This is a genomic window from Pseudomonas sp. GW458-11-26-14-LB4 (genome assembly GCF_059423925.1).
Map to the genome: position 1 here is coordinate 257,330 of NZ_JBWKYU010000001.1, position 16,502 is coordinate 273,831.

General features: G+C 62.4%; 18 protein-coding genes. 8 read left to right on the forward strand and 10 right to left on the reverse strand.

The window, feature by feature from the left end:
• Positions 1-6 precede the first annotated feature (6 nt).
• Positions 7-330, forward strand: coding sequence for a DUF3392 domain-containing protein (locus AC07XZ_RS01140; protein ID WP_074690154.1), 324 nt, complete (start codon positions 7-9; stop codon positions 328-330).
• Between the two features lie 66 nt (positions 331-396).
• Here the strand turns inward: AC07XZ_RS01140 and trmB are convergent, their stop codons facing one another.
• From trmB to AC07XZ_RS01160, 4 genes are all read right to left on the reverse strand, one after another.
• Positions 397-1,122, reverse strand: a complete 726-nt coding sequence (trmB, locus tag AC07XZ_RS01145; protein ID WP_085646976.1) for a tRNA (guanosine(46)-N7)-methyltransferase TrmB — start codon at positions 1,120-1,122, stop codon at positions 397-399.
• A 9-nt stretch (positions 1,123-1,131) separates the two neighbouring features.
• Positions 1,132-1,926, reverse strand: a complete 795-nt coding sequence (locus tag AC07XZ_RS01150; protein WP_007953385.1) for a thiazole synthase — start codon at positions 1,924-1,926, stop codon at positions 1,132-1,134.
• A 60-nt stretch (positions 1,927-1,986) separates the two neighbouring features.
• On the reverse strand, positions 1,987-2,187 hold the full coding sequence (gene thiS / locus AC07XZ_RS01155) for a sulfur carrier protein ThiS (protein WP_007953386.1): 201 nt from the start codon (positions 2,185-2,187) through the stop codon (positions 1,987-1,989).
• Positions 2,188-2,259: 72 nt separating this feature from the next.
• Positions 2,260-2,640: a DUF423 domain-containing protein gene (locus tag AC07XZ_RS01160; protein ID WP_102685781.1), complete on the reverse strand. Its 381-nt coding sequence runs from the start codon at positions 2,638-2,640 to the stop codon at positions 2,260-2,262.
• A 74-nt stretch (positions 2,641-2,714) separates the two neighbouring features.
• Here AC07XZ_RS01160 and mtgA point away from each other — a divergent pair, with 74 nt between their 5' ends.
• Positions 2,715-3,437: a monofunctional biosynthetic peptidoglycan transglycosylase gene (gene mtgA / locus AC07XZ_RS01165; RefSeq protein WP_085611980.1), complete on the forward strand. Its 723-nt coding sequence runs from the start codon at positions 2,715-2,717 to the stop codon at positions 3,435-3,437.
• A 70-nt stretch (positions 3,438-3,507) separates the two neighbouring features.
• Here mtgA and rpoH read toward each other — a convergent pair whose 3' ends face one another.
• The 4 genes from rpoH to ftsY form a co-directional block, all read right to left on the reverse strand.
• Positions 3,508-4,362, reverse strand: a complete 855-nt coding sequence (rpoH, locus tag AC07XZ_RS01170) for an RNA polymerase sigma factor RpoH (RefSeq protein WP_007953393.1) — start codon at positions 4,360-4,362, stop codon at positions 3,508-3,510.
• 115 nt (positions 4,363-4,477) lie between these two features.
• The gene (ftsX, locus tag AC07XZ_RS01175) at positions 4,478-5,503 is read right to left on the reverse strand and encodes a permease-like cell division protein FtsX (protein WP_085746696.1); all 1,026 of its coding nucleotides are present in this window, start codon (positions 5,501-5,503) and stop codon (positions 4,478-4,480) included.
• On the reverse strand, positions 5,500-6,171 hold the full coding sequence (ftsE, locus tag AC07XZ_RS01180) for a cell division ATP-binding protein FtsE (RefSeq protein WP_102685782.1): 672 nt from the start codon (positions 6,169-6,171) through the stop codon (positions 5,500-5,502). The genes ftsX and ftsE overlap by 4 nt, the downstream gene beginning before the upstream one ends.
• Positions 6,168-7,679: a signal recognition particle-docking protein FtsY gene (gene ftsY, locus AC07XZ_RS01185; RefSeq protein ID WP_102685783.1), complete on the reverse strand. Its 1,512-nt coding sequence runs from the start codon at positions 7,677-7,679 to the stop codon at positions 6,168-6,170. Before ftsY ends, ftsE begins: the two co-directional genes overlap by 4 nt.
• A gap of 345 nt (positions 7,680-8,024) precedes the next feature.
• Here ftsY and AC07XZ_RS01190 point away from each other — a divergent pair, with 345 nt between their 5' ends.
• The 5 genes from AC07XZ_RS01190 (at position 8,025) to AC07XZ_RS01210 (ending at position 13,364) form a co-directional block, all read left to right on the forward strand.
• On the forward strand, positions 8,025-9,380 hold the full coding sequence (locus AC07XZ_RS01190; RefSeq protein WP_102685784.1) for a M16 family metallopeptidase: 1,356 nt from the start codon (positions 8,025-8,027) through the stop codon (positions 9,378-9,380).
• Positions 9,373-10,860, forward strand: coding sequence for a M16 family metallopeptidase (locus tag AC07XZ_RS01195; RefSeq protein WP_085746698.1), 1,488 nt, complete (start codon positions 9,373-9,375; stop codon positions 10,858-10,860). The genes AC07XZ_RS01190 and AC07XZ_RS01195 overlap by 8 nt, the downstream gene beginning before the upstream one ends.
• Entirely contained in the window at positions 10,860-11,468 is a 609-nt protein-coding gene (gene rsmD / locus AC07XZ_RS01200; RefSeq protein WP_007953401.1) for a 16S rRNA (guanine(966)-N(2))-methyltransferase RsmD, read from the forward strand. Before AC07XZ_RS01195 ends, rsmD begins: the two co-directional genes overlap by 1 nt.
• 62 nt (positions 11,469-11,530) lie before the next feature.
• The gene (locus AC07XZ_RS01205) at positions 11,531-12,529 is read left to right on the forward strand and encodes a hydrolase (protein WP_085746699.1); all 999 of its coding nucleotides are present in this window, start codon (positions 11,531-11,533) and stop codon (positions 12,527-12,529) included.
• A gap of 4 nt (positions 12,530-12,533) precedes the next feature.
• Complete coding sequence (locus AC07XZ_RS01210; protein ID WP_102685785.1) at positions 12,534-13,364, forward strand: AraC family transcriptional regulator; 831 nt, start codon at positions 12,534-12,536, stop codon at positions 13,362-13,364.
• Between the two features lie 4 nt (positions 13,365-13,368).
• On the opposite strand, the gene AC07XZ_RS01215 is transcribed toward AC07XZ_RS01210, so the two are convergent.
• Positions 13,369-14,223, reverse strand: coding sequence for a sulfurtransferase (locus tag AC07XZ_RS01215; protein WP_085746701.1), 855 nt, complete (start codon positions 14,221-14,223; stop codon positions 13,369-13,371).
• A 28-nt stretch (positions 14,224-14,251) separates the two neighbouring features.
• Positions 14,252-14,923 carry a TetR/AcrR family transcriptional regulator gene (locus AC07XZ_RS01220; protein WP_007953407.1) on the reverse strand — a complete coding sequence of 224 codons (672 nt, stop codon included), beginning with the start codon at positions 14,921-14,923 and terminating at the stop codon, positions 14,252-14,254.
• Between the two features lie 146 nt (positions 14,924-15,069).
• On the opposite strand from AC07XZ_RS01220, the gene AC07XZ_RS01225 reads away from it, so the two are divergent.
• Complete coding sequence (locus tag AC07XZ_RS01225) at positions 15,070-16,500, forward strand: coniferyl aldehyde dehydrogenase (protein ID WP_102685786.1); 1,431 nt, start codon at positions 15,070-15,072, stop codon at positions 16,498-16,500.
• The last annotated feature ends 2 nt before the right edge of the window (positions 16,501-16,502 follow it).

Consider the following 16,502-nt stretch of genomic DNA (forward strand, 5'->3'; position numbering starts at 1 on the left):
AACCGCATGGATTTGATACTCGACCTGCTCGCCACCGTGTCCCGCTGGAGTCGCAGCAACCTCTCGGAAATCGCTCTGGCCCTGGTGGGTTGCCTGCTGGTGCTGTTCGGCGCTGACTTCAAAGGCTGGGTCGAGCAACGCCTGGGCAGCATCGCCGGCGCTCTGCGCGTGCCGCTGATGGCCCTGCTGTGCCTGATCGGCAGCGGCGCAGCACTGATCTACGCGACGCCGTGGGTAGTGAAGGGGCTGAGCCAGTTCAACAACTACAGCCTGGCGCCGGTGTTGTTGGTGGTGCTGGTGTTGATTGGCGTGGTCGCGGATCGCCGCTGATTTTCAGCTACTACCCAAAACAGCTGTGGGAGCCATTGGCTCCCACAGTTTTTTATTGCGTAACGTTTAAGCGAGCTTTTCGAACTTCAGATCCCACACGCCATGCCCAAGACGTTCGCCGCGGCGTTCGAACTTGGTGATCGGGCGCTCGGCCGGGCGAGGTACGCACTTGCCGTCTTCGGCGAGGTTGCGATAGCCCGGGGCGACGTTCATCACTTCCAGCATGTATTCGGCGTACGGTTCCCAGTCGGTGGCCATGTGCAGAATGCCGCCAACCTTCAGCTTGCTGCGCACCAGTTCAGCGAAGGACGCCTGAACGATGCGGCGCTTGTGGTGACGGCTCTTGTGCCACGGATCCGGGAAGAACAGCATCAGGCGATCGAGGCTGTTGTCGGCGATGCAGCGGTTGAGCACTTCGATCGCGTCGCAGTCGTAGACCCGCAGGTTGGTCAGGCCCTGAGTCAGCACGCCGTTGAGCAGCGCGCCGACACCCGGACGGTGAACTTCGACACCGATGAAATCCTGTTCCGGCGCAGCGGCGGCCATTTCCAGCAGCGAGTGGCCCATGCCGAAACCGATCTCCAGCGAACGCGGCGCGGAGCGGCCGAACACCTGGTCGTAATCCACCGGCGCATCGGCCAGCGGCAGCACGAACTTCGGCGCGCCCTGATCCAGGCCGCGCTGCTGGCCTTCGGTCATGCGCCCGGCGCGCATCACGAAACTCTTGATGCGGCGGTGTTGGCGCTCGTCGCCTTCTTCCGTCTGGATTGGCGTGTCGTTCGATTCAGTCATCAATAGCTCTTACTTGATCAGACCATCCAGCGGCGAAGAGGCGCTGGCATAGAGTTTTTTCGGCATGCGGCCGGCGAGGTAGGCCAGGCGGCCCGCGACGATCGCGTGTTTCATGGCTTCGGCCATCATGATCGGCTGCTGGGCGTGGGCGATGGCCGAGTTCATCAGCACGGCGTCACAGCCCAGTTCCATCGAGATGGTGGCGTCGGAAGCGGTGCCGACACCGGCATCCACCAGCACCGGGATCTTGGCTTCTTCGAGGATGATCTGCAGGTTGTACGGATTGCAGATCCCCAGGCCCGAACCGATCAGACCGGCCAGCGGCATGACCGCGATGCAGCCGATTTCCGCCAGTTGCCGGGCGATGATCGGGTCATCACTGGTGTAAACCATCACGTCGAAGCCTTCCTTGACCAGCACTTCGGCGGCCTTGAGGGTTTCGATCACGTTGGGGAACAGGGTTTTCTGGTCGGCCAGCACTTCCAGCTTCACCAGATTGTGGCCGTCGAGCAGCTCACGGGCCAGGCGGCAGGTGCGCACGGCTTCGACCGCGTCGTAGCAACCGGCGGTGTTCGGCAGGAAGGTGTAGCGATCCGGCGACAGCACTTCGAGCAGGTTCGGCTCGCCTTCGATCTGGCCCAGATTGGTGCGGCGCACGGCGAAGGTGACGATCTCGGCACCCGAGGCTTCGATGGCCAGGCGGGTTTCTTCCATGTCACGGTACTTGCCGGTACCGACCAGCAAACGCGACTGGTAAGTACGACCGGCCAGAACGAAAGGCTTGTCGCTACGAACGATGCTCATGGGGAATCCTCTGTTGGGGTGAGGGTCTTGCAGAATTCTCGGCCCATGCAGGCCTGGCGATCAGCCGCCGCCGATCGCGTGCACGACTTCGACATTGTCGCCGTCGTTCAAAGTGGTGTCGGCATGCTGGCTGCGCGGGACGATATCCAGATTGAGTTCGACCGCGACGCGGCGTCCGGTCAGATCCAGACGCGTCAGCAGGGCCGCAACGGTTTCACCGTCGGGCAGTTCAAAGGATTCACCGTTCAACTGAATGCGCATGCGCAACGCCGCCATCACTTTTTAGGGGGTGGCATTCTAGCCCGATCATGACCTAAAGGTCAGCACCAAGCGTCAAGCGGTTGGGTGCAGGCGCCAGGCGGTGAGTCCGAGGCACAGCCAGCCGATCAGGAACGCCAGGCCGCCGAACGGGGTGATGATGCCGAGTTTGCCGATGCCGAGGGTGGTCAGCAGGTACAGACTGCCGGAGAACAGCAGAATACCGACGGTGAACGAGATGCCGGCCCAGGCGACCAGACGCCCCTGAAGCTGCGTCGCCAGCAGCGCCACGCCGAACAGCGCCAGCGCGTGCACCAGTTGATAGGTGACGCCGGTGTGGAAGATCGCCAGATACTCCGGGGTCAGGCGGTTTTTCAGGCCATGGGCGGCGAATGCGCCGAGGCCGACACCGGTGAAACCAAAGAAGGCGGCCAGCATCAGAAAGCTACGCAGCATGTAGAACTCCAGTCAGACTCGATCGGCAGGGTCTGTATAATGGCCCGCTCAACCGGTTCGGCCAAGCCATCTCTATGCTGCGTTTATTTCTCCGTCGTTTCACGAAGGCCCTGCTCTGGTTCGCGGGCGGCAGCGTATTGCTGGTGTTGGTGTTTCGCTTTGTGCCGCCACCGTTCACGGCGCTGATGGTCGAGCGCAAGATCGAATCCTGGGTCGACGGCGAGCCGATCGATCTGCAACGCACCTGGAAACCGTGGGACGAGATCTCCGATGACCTGAAGGTCGCGGTGATTGCCGGCGAAGACCAGAAATTCCCCGAGCACTGGGGTTTTGACCTGAGTGCGATCAAGGCCGCACTGGCCCACAACGAACTCGGCGGTTCGATTCGCGGCGCCAGCACCTTGAGCCAGCAAGTGTCGAAGAACCTGTTCTTGTGGTCCGGTCGCAGTTATCTGCGCAAGGGCCTCGAGGCGTGGTTTACTGCACTGATCGAAGTGTTCTGGCCCAAGCAGCGGATTCTTGAGGTGTACCTGAACAGCGTCGAGTGGGATGACGGCGTGTTTGGTGCCGAAGCGGCGGCAAGGCATCACTTTGGCGTAGGCGCCAGGTCGCTGTCCCGGCAACAGGCGAGCTATCTGGCGGCTGTGCTGCCGAATCCGCGGGTCTGGAGCGCCAGTCATCCGACCGCTTATGTGTCGCGTCGGGCCGGCTGGATTCGCCAGCAAATGAGCCAGCTGGGTGGCGACAGCTATTTGTTGACACTCAATGATTCGCGCCGCGCGCCCTGGGCCCAATGACTGCCTGACAGGCAAACAAAAACGCCCCGATCATCACTGATCGGGGCGTTTTTTATTGCCAGACTGCCGGTTATGCGGCAATCGACAACTTGAGCTTGTTCATCGCGCTCTTCTCGAGCTGACGGATCCGCTCGGCCGATACGTTGTACTTCTGCGCCAGGTCGTGCAGCGTCGCTTTCTCTTCTGCCAGCCAGCGCTGGTAGAGGATGTCGCGACTGCGTTCGTCCAGCACTTCCAGCGCTTCGTGCAGGTTGTGATTGGAGTTGTCACTCCAGTCGGCATCTTCCAGTTGACGAGCCGGGTCGTACCGGTGGTCTTCCAGGTAGTTGGCCGGCGACTGGAAAGCACTGTCGTCGTCCGCTTCCGCAGCCGGGTCGAAGGCCATGTCATGGCCGGTCAGGCGACTTTCCATCTCACGCACTTCACGCGGCTCGACGCCGAGGCTTTCCGCCACACGGTGGACTTCCTCGTTGTTCAGCCAGGCCAGACGTTTCTTCTGGCTGCGCAGGTTGAAGAACAGCTTGCGCTGGGCCTTGGTGGTCGCGACCTTCACGATCCGCCAGTTGCGCAGGATGAACTCGTGAATCTCGGCCTTGATCCAGTGCACCGCAAAGGACACCAGACGCACGCCCATTTCCGGGTTGAAACGCTTCACGGCCTTCATCAGGCCGACGTTACCTTCCTGGATCAGGTCAGCCTGAGCCAGACCGTAGCCGGAATAGCTACGGGCGATGTGTACGACAAACCGCAGGTGGGCGAGCACCATCTGCCGAGCCGCCCCCAGATCCTGCTCATAGTAGAGACTCTCGGCCAGTTCACGCTCCTGCTCCGGCGTCAGCAATGGAATGCTGTTGACGGTGTGCACGTAGGCTTCCAGGTTTGCGCCTGGAACCAATGCATACGCAGGTTGCAAAGAATTGGACATACGGAAAAACCTCCGACTTACATACTCATGCTTTTCAGCATTGCGAAAAATTGACCGGAAACTCAAATGAAAGTTTCCTTAACCACTGAAAGGTCAATCACGCGCAAAAAAGATTCTACTTCGGCGCCAGCTCCCTGAGATGACGTGCGACTGCAATCCATGCACCGATATAACCCAACAGCACCGCGCCAAGCAAGAGCGACAGACCATCGGCAACTGGCACGCCGGCCAGTGCGAAATCACTGCCGTACAAGCCGGCCAGCCCGACCACCGCGTCGTTCAGCCAATTCAGGCCGAACGCCAAAACACCCCAGGACAGCAGACCCGCACCGAAGCCATACAGCGCGCCCATATAAAGAAAGGGACGACGCACATAGCTGTCGGTGCCGCCGACGAGTTTAATCACTTCTATCTCGGTGCGGCGGTTTTCAATATGAAGACGAATGGTATTGCCTATCACCAAAAGTAATGCGGAAACCAGCAACACCGTCAGACCGAACACGAAACGGTCGCCGAGCTTGAGGATGGCGGCCAGACGCTCGACCCAGACTAAATCAAGTTGCGCCTGTTGTACCTTGGGCAGCTCGGAAAGTTTTTGTCTTAATGCTTCCAGGGTCGACTTGTCGACCTCGTTCGGCGTCACCAGTACCACGCCCGGCAGCGGGTTTTCCGGCAGCTCGCGCAGGGCTTCGCCCAAGCCGGACTGCTGCTGGAACTCTTCCAGCGCCTGGTCGCGGCCGACATATTCAGCATCAGCTACGCCCGGCATGCCTTTGATCTGATCACGTAACGCTTCGCCCTGAGCCGGACTGGCCTCGAGCTCCAGGTACAGCGAGATCTGCGCCGCGCGCTGCCACGAGCCGCCCAGGCGCTCGACATTGTTCAGCAACAACGAAAGGCCCATCGGCAGACTCAGCGCAACTGCCATCACCATGCAGGTGAAGAAGCTGCCGATCGGCTGCTTGCCGAGACGGCGCAGGCTGTCGATCCAGCTGGCGCGATGGCTTTCGATCCAGGCACGGAACAACGTGGCGAAATCCGGGCCGTCGTCATCGTCGTGCTTTTTCTTCTTTGGCGGTTGCGGATCGGCGGCCTTCGGGGCCACGCGCTCGGAAACCTTCGGACTGCGTGTTGCACTCATACGCCGGCCTCCCCGTCGCCGATCAATCGGCCGCGTTGCAGGGTCAGCATGCGATGGCGCATACGCGCGATCAGCGCCAGGTCGTGACTGGCGATCAGCACGCTGGTGCCCAGACGGTTGATGTCTTCGAACACGCCCATGATCTCGGCCGCCAGACGCGGGTCGAGGTTACCGGTCGGTTCGTCCGCCAGCAGCAGGGCCGGACGGTGAACGATGGCCCGGGCAATGCCGACGCGCTGTTGCTGACCGGTGGACAGGTCGCCCGGATACAGCTCGGCCTTGTCCGTCAGCGCCACGCGCTCCAGCGCCGAGTCGACGCGCTTGGCGATCTCGACCTTGGACAGCCCGAGAATCTGCAACGGCAGCGCGACGTTGTTGAACACCGTGCGATCGAACAGCAGTTGATGGTTCTGGAACACCACCCCGATCTGCCGACGCAGGAACGGAATCTGCGCATTGCTGATGGTGCTCAGGTCCTGCCCGGCCAGCAGCAGTTTGCCGCTGGTCGGACGTTCCATCGCCAGCAACAGGCGCAACAACGTGGATTTACCGGCACCGGAGTGGCCGGTGACAAACAGGAACTCGCCGCGACGGACTCGAAAGCTCAGCTCATGCAAGCCGACGTGACCGTTCGGGTAGCGCTTACCGACCTGTTCGAAACGAATCATGAACGCTCCCGCTCGGCAAACAGTGCCTGGACAAAGGGTTCGGCTTCAAAGGTACGCAGATCGTCGATGCCTTCACCGACGCCGATGTAGCGGATCGGCAGGCCAAACTGCTTGGCCAGGGCGAAAATCACCCCGCCCTTGGCGGTGCCGTCCAGCTTGGTCAGCGCCAGGCCGGTCAGTTCGACGGTCTGGTTGAATTGCTTGGCCTGGTTGATGGCGTTCTGGCCGGTGCCGGCGTCGAGCACCAGCAGCACTTCGTGCGGCGCATCGGCGTCGAGCTTGCCGATCACCCGGCGAACCTTCTTCAGCTCTTCCATCAGGTTATCTTTGGTGTGCAGACGACCGGCGGTGTCGGCGATCAGCACATCGATGCCACGGGCCTTGGCGGCCTGCACGGCGTCGAAGATCACCGAAGCCGAGTCCGCGCCCGTGTGCTGGGCAATCACCGGAATCTTGTTGCGCTCGCCCCAGACCTGCAACTGCTCGACAGCCGCGGCACGGAAGGTGTCACCGGCGGCCAGCATGACTTTCTTGCCTTCCAGTTGCAGTTTCTTCGCCAGTTTGCCGATGGTGGTGGTCTTGCCGGCACCGTTGACGCCGACCACCAGAATTACGAACGGCTTGTTCTGGGAAGCAATCTTCAGCGGCTGCTCGACCGGTTTGAGCATTGCAGCCAGCTCGGCCTGCAGGGATTTGTACAGGGCGTCGGAATCGGCCAGCTCTTTACGTGCGACCTTCTGGGTCAGACGCTGAATGATCACCGAAGTCGCCTCGACACCGACGTCGGCCGTCAGCAGGCGGGTTTCGAGGTCGTCGAGCAGATCGTCATCGATGGCTTTCTTGCCGAGGAACAGGCTGGCCATGCCCTCGCCGATGCTGGCACTGGTCTTGGACAGGCCTTGCTTGAGACGGGCGAAGAAGCCGGCCTTGGTTTCTTCGGTGCGCGGGGCCTCGACCGGGGTTTCAACCTGGATTTCCACAGGTGCGACTGGCGCTACGGCAACCGGTGCAGGTGCAGGTGCAGGTGCAGGTGCAGGTGCAGGTGCAGGCTCGGGCGCTTCGACAATCGGGGCAATCGGGGCAACCACAGGTTCTGGAATGACCGGAGCAGCTTCCACCACCGGCGCCTGAACAGGCTCGGGAGCGAACGCAACCGGCGCAGGAATCGGCGGCGTAACGTGCGGTGCAGCCTCTTCAACCAGCGCCACCGGCTCTTCCGCCACTGGCAAGCTCAGCCACGGTTCGCTGGCCGGGGTCAGCGGCAGTTCGGCGGCAGTCGGCGCTTCAGGCTCGGCCTCGACCATCGGTTGCAGCACCGGCTCGGCGATCGGCAGCACAACCGGTGCCGGCGCTTCTTCTATTGCGGGAGCGGGCGCGGGGGCTGGCTCAGGAATGGCAGTCGGCTGTTCGACGACGGGTTCCTGCGGTTTCTTGCGCAGCCATCCGAACAGGCTTTTCTTCTCGCCAGCCGCAGCTGGGGTCTTCTTGTCGTCGTTGGAACCAAACATGGAGGACGGCTATCTCACGGTAGCGACGCGCCACAGGGGCGCCCCGGCAAATAAATATTCGATGCAGAACAGACTGTGTTTCACCCAGCTTGTTCACGCGCAACATTTTGTCGAGGCGCCAAAAGCACCTCAAAGGTCATTAAATACGAAGGACTGGAACGGCATCGTCGGCGAAAACGCAGAGTTTAGCTGAGAAACTCAAAGCTTCTGCCGGTAACCCGTACAACCTATAGACCGATCAGTGGCCTGATAGGCGTGGCCGCCAGTAAAACGGATCAGTATCCTAGCACCCTCTCGCCCGCCGACGCTAAGACCAAGCGGGCAGCCCAACAGGTTTAAAAACGAATGAATGCTCTAGCCCGCCGCGCCGCAGGCCTGCTGCTCAGCACAGTCTGCCTGCCCCTTTCGGCCCTGGCGGCCGACCCGCAACCGACCCACGAATTCACCCTCGACAACGGCTTGAAGGTCGTCGTGCGCGAAGACCATCGCGCGCCGGTGGTGGTGTCGCAGGTCTGGTACAAGGTCGGTTCCAGCTACGAAACCCCGGGCCAGACCGGTCTGTCCCACGCCCTCGAGCACATGATGTTCAAGGGCAGCGAGAAAGTCGGTCCCGGCGAAGCCTCGCTGATCCTGCGCGACCTCGGCGCCGAAGAGAACGCGTTCACCAGCGACGACTTCACTGCTTATTACCAGGTGCTGGCCCGCGACCGTCTGGGCGTGGCCTTCGAACTGGAAGCCGACCGCATGGCCAACCTGCGCCTGCCGGCTGACGAGTTCGCCAAGGAAATCGAAGTCATCAAGGAAGAGCGCCGTCTGCGCACCGACGACAAGCCGATGTCCAAGGCCTACGAGCGCTACAAGGCCATGGCCTACCCGGCCAGCGGATATCACACGCCGACCATCGGCTGGATGGCAGACCTCGAGCGGATGAAGGTCGAAGAACTGCGTCACTGGTATCAGTCCTGGTACGTGCCGAACAACGCCACGCTGGTGGTGGTCGGCGACGTGACTCCGGACGAGGTGAAGACCCTCGCCCAGCGCTACTTCGGGCCGATCCCGAAACGCGACGTGCCGCCGGCGAAAACGCCGCTGGAACTGGCCGAACCCGGCGAGCGCCAGATCACCCTGCACGTGCAGACCCAACTGCCGAGCCTGATGCTCGGCTTCAACGTCCCGAGTATCGCCACCGCCGAAGACAAACGTTCGGTCAACGCCTTGCGCCTGATTTCGGCATTGCTGGACGGCGGCTACAGCGGTCGCATCCCGACCCAACTGGAGCGCGGTGAAGAGCTGGTATCCGGCGGCTCGTCGAGCTACGACGCCTACACCCGCGGCGACAGCCTGTTCACCCTGTCGGCCACACCGAACACCCAGAAGAAAAAAACCATGGCCCAGGCGGAAGCCGGCTTGTGGAAACTGCTGGAACAGCTGAAAACCACCGCACCGTCCGCCGAAGAACTGGAGCGCGTGCGTGCGCAGGTCATCGCCGGTCTGGTCTTCGAGCGCGACTCGATCACCAGCCAGGCCACTGCCATCGGCCAGCTGGAGACCGTCGGTCTGTCGTGGAAACTGATGGACACCGAACTGGCCGATCTGGAAAGCGTCACCCCGCAAGACATCCAGAACGCCGCCAAGCTGTATTTCACCCGCGAACGTCTCAGCGTCGCCCACGTCCTGCCACTGGAGACGACTCATGAGTGAGCGCAAAACCCCACGCCTGCTGCTCGGCCTGATCGCCGTGGCCATCATCGGCTCCGCCGCGTTCTATCTGGTGCCGAGCGACAACACCAAGGCCAGCGAAGCGCTGGATAACGCCAAGTCCAGCCAGAAGCTGCAATCGCTGGCCGAACTCGACGGCAAGGCCCCGGCCAGTCGCAAGCTCGACGTGCAGACCTGGAACACCGCCGAAGGCGCCAAGGTGCTGTTCGTCGAAGCCCGCGAACTGCCGATGTTCGACATGCGCCTGATCTTCTCCGCCGGCAGCAGCCAGGACGGCAACGCGCCGGGGCTGGCCCTGCTGACCAACGCCATGCTCAACGAAGGTGTGGCGGGCAAGGATGTCGGCGCCATCGCCCAAGGTTTCGAAGGCCTGGGTGCTGATTTCGGCAACGGCGCCTATAAAGACATGGCCATCGCGTCGCTGCGCAGCCTCAGTGCTGCCGACAAACGCGAGCCAGCGCTGAAGCTGTTCTCGGAAGTGGTGGGTAAACCGACCTTCCCGGCCGACTCCTTCGCGCGCATAAAGAACCAGATGCTCGCCGGTTTCGAGTACCAGAAACAGAACCCCGGCAAGCTCGCCAGCCTGGAACTGATGAAGCGCCTGTACGGCGATCACCCGTACGCCCATTCCAGCGACGGCAACGCGCAAAGCGTGCCGAAGATCACGCTGGCGCAACTGCGTGAGTTCCACGCCAAGGCCTATGCGGCCGGCAACGTGGTGATCGCGCTGGTGGGCGATCTGTCCCGCAGTGAAGCCGAGGCGATTGCCAATCAGGTGTCCGCTGCGCTGCCAAAAGGCCCGGCGCTGGCGAAGATCGCCCAGCCGCAGGAACCGAAGGCCAGCGTCGGTCACATCGAGTTCCCGTCCAAGCAGACCAACCTGATGATCGCGCAACTGGGCATCGACCGTGATGACCCGGACTACGCCGCGCTATCGATGGGCAACCAGATCCTCGGCGGTGGCGGTTTCGGCACCCGGCTGATGAGCGAAGTCCGCGAGAAGCGCGGCTTGACCTACGGCGTGTATTCGGCCTTCAGCCCGATGCAGGCTCGCGGCCCGTTCATGATCAACCTGCAGACCCGCGCGGAAATGAGCGAAGGCACCCTGAAACTGGTGCAGGACGTGCTCGCCGACTACCTCAAGACCGGCCCGACCCAGAAAGAACTCGACGACGCCAAGCGCGAACTGGCCGGCAGCTTCCCGCTGTCCACCGCGAGCAATGCCGATATCGTCGGCCAGCTCGGCGCCATGGGTTTCTACAACCTGCCGCTGAGCTATCTCGATGACTTCATGCGTCAGTCCCAGAGCCTGACAGTCGAGCAGGTTCGCGACGTCCTGAACAAACACTTGAGCACGGACAAACTGGTCATCGTCAGCGCTGGCCCGACCGTGCCGCAAAAGCCGTTACCGGCCCCATCTGATAAACCTGCCGAGCAGCCGCTCGGGGTTCCGGAGCATTAATGGCCAGTCCAAAGAAACCTGTACAAAAACTGCACAACGGTGTGAACCAGTTGCGCATCATCGGCGGCGAATGGCGCAGCCGAAAGCTGAGCTTTCCTGATGCGCCGGGTCTGCGCCCGACGCCAGACCGGGTGCGCGAAACCCTATTCAACTGGCTCGCACCCTACGTTGCCGGGGCCAAGGTGCTCGATCCGTTCGCCGGCAGCGGCGCACTGTTTCTGGAAGCGCTGTCCCGTGGCGCGGCAATGGGTCAGGCGCTGGATGCCAGCCATGTCGCGGTCTCCAGCCTGAAAGAACATCTCGGCACCCTGCGCTGCACCAACGGCCACGTGCAAACCGCCGACGCGCTGCGCTATCTGGAAACCCAGACCGCGACCGCGTTCGACCTGGTGTTCCTCGACCCGCCGTTCAACCAGAACCTGCTGCCCGCCGTGTGCACGCTGCTGGAAGAGCGCCAATGGCTGGCCGATGATTCGTGGATCTACACTGAAAGCGAAACCGCGCCATCGACCCTCGGCCTGCCAGGCAACTGGCGCCTGCACCGCGAGCAGAAATCCGGGCGGGTGTATTACGCGTTGTGGCAACGTATGGCAGTGATCGCCGGTTAACCGACGGCCTGAAAAAGCGGCGAGTCTCAGCCGAGGCTCGCTGCGCTGCATCGAGAGCAATCGTGTCCCCTTCGTCAAAACCGTTCATCCCCGCCTTCGGCCTCGGCAATCCTCACCTGCAAACCTTGTGGGGGCCGTTGTGGCGCAAAACAGTGCACCTTGATCGCCAGCGCGAACGACTGTGGCTGGACGACGGTGACTTCCTCGACCTCGACTGGCACGGCCCGCACAGCGCCGAGGCGCCATTGGTGTTGGTACTGCACGGGCTGACCGGTTCTTCCAATTCACCTTACGTGGCCGGGATCCAGGCAGCGCTCGCCGCGCAGGGCTGGGCCAGTGTTGCGCTGAACTGGCGCGGCTGCTCGGGCGAACCGAACCTGTTGCCGCGCAGCTACCATTCCGGCGCCAGCGAAGACCTCGCCGAAACCATTCGCCACCTGAAAGCCAAGCGGCCACTGGCGCCGCTGTATGCGGTTGGTTATTCCCTCGGCGGCAATGTGCTGCTCAAGCATCTGGGGGAAACCGGCAGCGCCAGCGGCGTGCTCGGTGCAGTGGCGGTGTCGGTGCCGTTTCGCCTCGATCAATGTGCCGACCGTATCGGCCAGGGTTTCTCGAAGGTCTATCAGGCGCACTTCATGCGCGAGATGGTCGCCTACATCAAGAACAAGCAGCGCCAGTTCCAGCACGATGGGCGCGAGGACGGTCTCGCCGCACTGGCTGCTCTCGGCTCGCTGGAAAACATGCGCACGTTCTGGGATTTCGATGGCCGGGTGACCGCGCCGCTGCACGGTTTCGCCGATGCCGAGGATTACTATCGCCGCGCATCGAGCCGCTATTTTCTCGGTGAGATCCGCACGCCGACCCTGATCATTCAGGCGGCGGACGACCCGTTCGTATTTCCCCACAGCCTGCCGCAGGCCAGTGAGCTGTCGGCCACGACGCAATTCGAATTGCAGAACAAGGGCGGACACGTCGGTTTCGTTGACGGCACGCTCCGCCAACCGGGTTATTACCTGGAGCGACGGATTCCGCAGTGGCTGGCCGACGCGGGGCGCGGGTGAAGTCATGAGCGATCAGGGCGAGTCGATCCGTTTCTGGCAGGCCGCGCCTCTGGCCGGGGTCGAGCTGTTGACCGCGCGCTACATCGAGCATCGTTTCGCCCCGCACGTCCACGACGGTTATGTGATCGGCATGATCATGGCCGGCGCCCAGCGCTACCGTTATCGCGGCGCCGAACACCTGGCGGGCAGCGGCACGCTGGTGCTGATCAATCCGGACGAAGTGCATAACGGCCACAAAGGCACGGAGGACGGCTGGCTGTACCGGGCGTTTTATCCCGACACAGGGCAGATCGTCGCGCTGCTGAATGAGCTGGAACTGCCGACCGCACCGATGCCGGCTTTCGGCGCGACGCTGTATCGCGATCCGGACCTGGTCAACGGTTTCTGTCAGTTGCATCGCTTGCTGGAAAGCCCCGCCACCGCGCTGCAACAGCAAACGGTGTGGCGCGAAATGATGATGTTGCTGTTACAGCGTCACGCAGCGGTGCAGATCAACGGCAATCCCGGCAAAGAGCACCGCGCGGTGGCGATGGCCAAGGAGTTGCTGCACGCGCAACTGGCGGCGGCGCCCTCGCTGGAAGAACTGGCGGCGGCCGTGAACCTCTCGCCCTTCCACTTTGCCCGGGTGTTCCGTCGCGCCACCGGCATGCCGCCGCACAGCTGGCTGATGCAGCAGCGGATCGCCTGCGCGCGTGGCTTGTTGCAGAGCGGCTGCCTGCCGGTGGAGGTCGCCACGCAGCTGGGATTTGCCGACCAGAGCCATCTGAGCCGGCAATTCAAACAGGTTTACGGCGTGGGGCCGGCGGCCTATCGCAGCGCGCGGCTGGATCGCTGAGCGATTACTCGCCCGTAGCGATACCGCGCGCAGGATCGTTGATCCACTCGCTCCACGATCCGGCATACAGCGAACCCAACGGATAACCCGCCAGGCACAGGGCGAACAGGTTGTGACACGCCGTCACCCCGGAGCCGCAGTAAGCCACCAGATCGTTCGGGGAACGCTCGCCGAGTTTCGCGGCGAAACGCTGCTTGAGCTGATCGGCCGGCAGGAAACGCCCGTCGCTGCCCAGGTTGTCGGTAAACGCCGCGCATTGCGCGCCGGGAATGTGCCCGGCGATCGGGTCGATCGGTTCCACTTCACCCTTGAAGCGCGGCAAGGCGCGGGCATCGAGCAGGGTCAGGGCCGGCTGGCCGAGGCGCTGCTGCAATTGCTCGGCGCTGAGCAGCAGGCTCATGTCCGGCTGGCCGCTGAAATTACCCCGGGCCGCTGACGGTGGATCAAGACTCAACGGCAGCCCCGCCGCATGCCAGGCCTTGAGCCCGCCATCGAGAATGAACACGCCGTCACGCTTGCCCAGCCACGCCAGCAACCACCAGGCCCGCGCCGCATAGGCGCCCGGGCCGTCGTCATACAAAACCACGTCGCTGTCGTTATTGATGCCGAACGCTTGCAGGCGTTCGATCAGCGCCGCCGGCTCCGGCAGCGGATGGCGACCGGTCACACCCTTGGTCACCGGGCCGCTGAGGTCGCGTTCAAGATCGGCGAAATGTGCCCCGGCAATGTGCCCCTCGGCGTAGCTGCGCTGGCCGTAATCCGGGTCTTCGAGGGCAAAACGGCAATCGAGAATCACCAGCCCCGGTTGCGCCTTGCGGGCATCCAGTGCGGTCGGGCTGATCAGTTGCGCAATCGGCATAGCGAACGACTCCAGTGAGGAAATGGAATTACGGTCTTTCTTCGAGGGCCTGGGCCAGCGGCACGTAGAACTCTTCGAACAAGGCGTTGACCTCATCGCGGGCCTGCTCGGTGACGAACCCTGCTTCCAGCACCAGCACCTGATACACGCCACGCTTGATGGCCTGCTCGCTGAGGTGATTGGAATTCTCCCGGGTCGTGCACAGGAAGCGCACCCAAGAGGTGAGGATGATCCACGCGTTGAGGGTGAGGGATTCGATCTGCACGCGGTCCATCTTCAGGATCCCGGCGGCAACGAAGCCTTCGTAGATCGCCGCGCCCTGGATCACGCAGCGCTGGGAGAAGCGCCGATAACGCCCGGCCAGGTCCGGATCGCTGTCGAGCAGGTGCTCGAGATCGCGGTGCAGGAAGCGGTAGCGCCACATCGCTGACAGCAATTCCTTTAGGTAGAAGCGCTTGTCTTCGACCGTCGCGGCACGGCCCTGGGGCGGACGCAGGAAGCTGTCCACCAGGCTTTCGTACTCACTGAACAATACGGCGATGATCGCCTGCTTGTTGGGGAAGTGGTAGTACAGATTGCCCGGAGAAATCTCCATATGGGCGGCGATGTGATTGGTGCTGATGCTGCGCTCGCCCTGCTGATTGAACAGCTCGAGGCTGTTCTGCACGATGCGCTCGCTGGTTTTGATCCGTGGGGCCATGGCTTGAGCTTTAATTCAGAGTGCGTTGGGGGGCATCTTACGACCTATCCGGAGCGGGATAAAACCAGGATGCGCAAGGAAGCCATTTGACTTTCTAGAGCATAGACTCTAAAAAGTTCCTCAAAACAACATCTCCGGAGCTGACAATGACTGCCGATATTGCCTACCTGCAAACGCTGCAACAGCCGCTGGAAGAGCTCAACCGGCTGTTCAACGCGCAGCGTGCCGCCTACGCCGCCAACCCGATGCCACCTGCAGCCCAGCGCCAGCAATGGCTCAAGGCCCTGCGCGATTTGCTGAGCAACGAACGGCAGGCCCTCATCGACGCGATCAGCTCCGATTTCAGCCACCGCAGCGCCGATGAAACCCTGCTCGCCGAACTGATGCCGAGCCTGCACGGCATTCACTACGCCAGCCGGCACATCAGCCAGTGGATGAAACCTTCGCGGCGCAAAGTGGGTGTGGCTTTCCAGCCGGCATCGGCGAAAGTCGTGTATCAGCCGCTGGGCGTTGTCGGCGTCATCGTGCCGTGGAACTACCCGCTGTTCCTGGCCATCGGCCCGTTGACCGGCGCGCTCGCGGCCGGCAACCGGGTGATGCTGAAACTCAGCGAATCGACCCCGGCCACCGGCCTGCTGCTCAAGGAACTGCTGGCGCGGATCTTCCCCGAAGATCTGGTGTGCGTGGTGCTCGGCGAGGCCGATGTCGGCGTGGCGTTTTCCAAGATGCGCTTCGACCACCTGCTGTTCACCGGCTCCACCAGCGTCGGCAAGCATGTGATGCGCGCAGCGGCAGAAAACCTGACACCGGTTACCCTGGAACTGGGCGGCAAATCCCCGGCCATCGTTTCCCACGACGTACCTCTCAAGGACGCCGCCGAACGCATCGCTTTCGGCAAGACCCTCAACGCCGGCCAGACCTGCGTGGCCCCGGACTACGTGCTTGTACCGGAGGAGCGCATCGGCGGTTTCGTCGAAGCCTATCGCCAGGCGGTGCGCGGGTTTTATCCGACGCTTGCCGACAACCCGGACTACACCGCAATCATCAACGAGCGCCAACTGGCGCGGCTCAACAGCTACCTCAGCGACGCCACCAGCAAGGGCGCGCTGCTGATTCCGCTGTTCGACCAGGGCCAGGGCCGGCGCATGCCGCACAGCCTGTTGCTGAATGTCAGCGACGAGATGACGGTGATGCAGGACGAAATCTTCGGCCCGCTGCTGCCGATCGTGCCGTATCAGGATCTGGATCAGGCATTTGCTTACATCAATCAGCGGCCACGTCCTCTGGCTCTTTACTACTTCGGCTACGACAAGCGCGAACAGAAGCGCGTACTCAGCGAAACCCATTCCGGTGGCGTCTGCCTCAACGACACGCTGCTGCACGTGGCGCAGGACGACATGCCGTTCGGCGGCATCGGCCCGTCGGGCATGGGCCATTACCACGGGCACGAAGGTTTCCTGACGTTCAGCAAGGCCAAGGGCGTGCTGGTCAAACAGCGCTTCAACGCGGCGAAGCTGATCTACCCGCCGTACGGCAAATCCATTCAGAAACTGATCCAGAAACTGTTCATTCGCTAACG

Bases quoted from the DNA above. Each gene is read 5' to 3' on its own strand.
- ftsE (WP_102685782.1), bottom strand. From the start codon at position 6,171: ATGATTCGTTTCGAACAGGTCGGTAAGCGCTACCCGAACGGTCACGTC.
- rpoH (WP_007953393.1), bottom strand. From the start codon at position 4,362: ATGTCCAATTCTTTGCAACCTGCGTATGCATTGGTTCCAGGCGCAAAC.
- AC07XZ_RS01190 (WP_102685784.1), top strand. From the start codon at position 8,025: ATGAATGCTCTAGCCCGCCGCGCCGCAGGCCTGCTGCTCAGCACAGTC.
- AC07XZ_RS01215 (WP_085746701.1), bottom strand. From the start codon at position 14,223: ATGCCGATTGCGCAACTGATCAGCCCGACCGCACTGGATGCCCGCAAG.
- mtgA (WP_085611980.1), top strand. From the start codon at position 2,715: ATGCTGCGTTTATTTCTCCGTCGTTTCACGAAGGCCCTGCTCTGGTTC.
- AC07XZ_RS01150 (WP_007953385.1), bottom strand. From the start codon at position 1,926: ATGAGCATCGTTCGTAGCGACAAGCCTTTCGTTCTGGCCGGTCGTACT.
- trmB (WP_085646976.1), bottom strand. From the start codon at position 1,122: ATGACTGAATCGAACGACACGCCAATCCAGACGGAAGAAGGCGACGAG.
- AC07XZ_RS01210 (WP_102685785.1), top strand. From the start codon at position 12,534: ATGAGCGATCAGGGCGAGTCGATCCGTTTCTGGCAGGCCGCGCCTCTG.
- rsmD (WP_007953401.1), top strand. From the start codon at position 10,860: ATGGCCAGTCCAAAGAAACCTGTACAAAAACTGCACAACGGTGTGAAC.
- AC07XZ_RS01140 (WP_074690154.1), top strand. From the start codon at position 7: ATGGATTTGATACTCGACCTGCTCGCCACCGTGTCCCGCTGGAGTCGC.
- AC07XZ_RS01225 (WP_102685786.1), top strand. From the start codon at position 15,070: ATGACTGCCGATATTGCCTACCTGCAAACGCTGCAACAGCCGCTGGAA.
- thiS (WP_007953386.1), bottom strand. From the start codon at position 2,187: ATGCGCATTCAGTTGAACGGTGAATCCTTTGAACTGCCCGACGGTGAA.
- AC07XZ_RS01160 (WP_102685781.1), bottom strand. From the start codon at position 2,640: ATGCTGCGTAGCTTTCTGATGCTGGCCGCCTTCTTTGGTTTCACCGGT.
- ftsY (WP_102685783.1), bottom strand. From the start codon at position 7,679: ATGTTTGGTTCCAACGACGACAAGAAGACCCCAGCTGCGGCTGGCGAG.
- ftsX (WP_085746696.1), bottom strand. From the start codon at position 5,503: ATGAGTGCAACACGCAGTCCGAAGGTTTCCGAGCGCGTGGCCCCGAAG.
- AC07XZ_RS01220 (WP_007953407.1), bottom strand. From the start codon at position 14,923: ATGGCCCCACGGATCAAAACCAGCGAGCGCATCGTGCAGAACAGCCTC.
- AC07XZ_RS01195 (WP_085746698.1), top strand. From the start codon at position 9,373: ATGAGTGAGCGCAAAACCCCACGCCTGCTGCTCGGCCTGATCGCCGTG.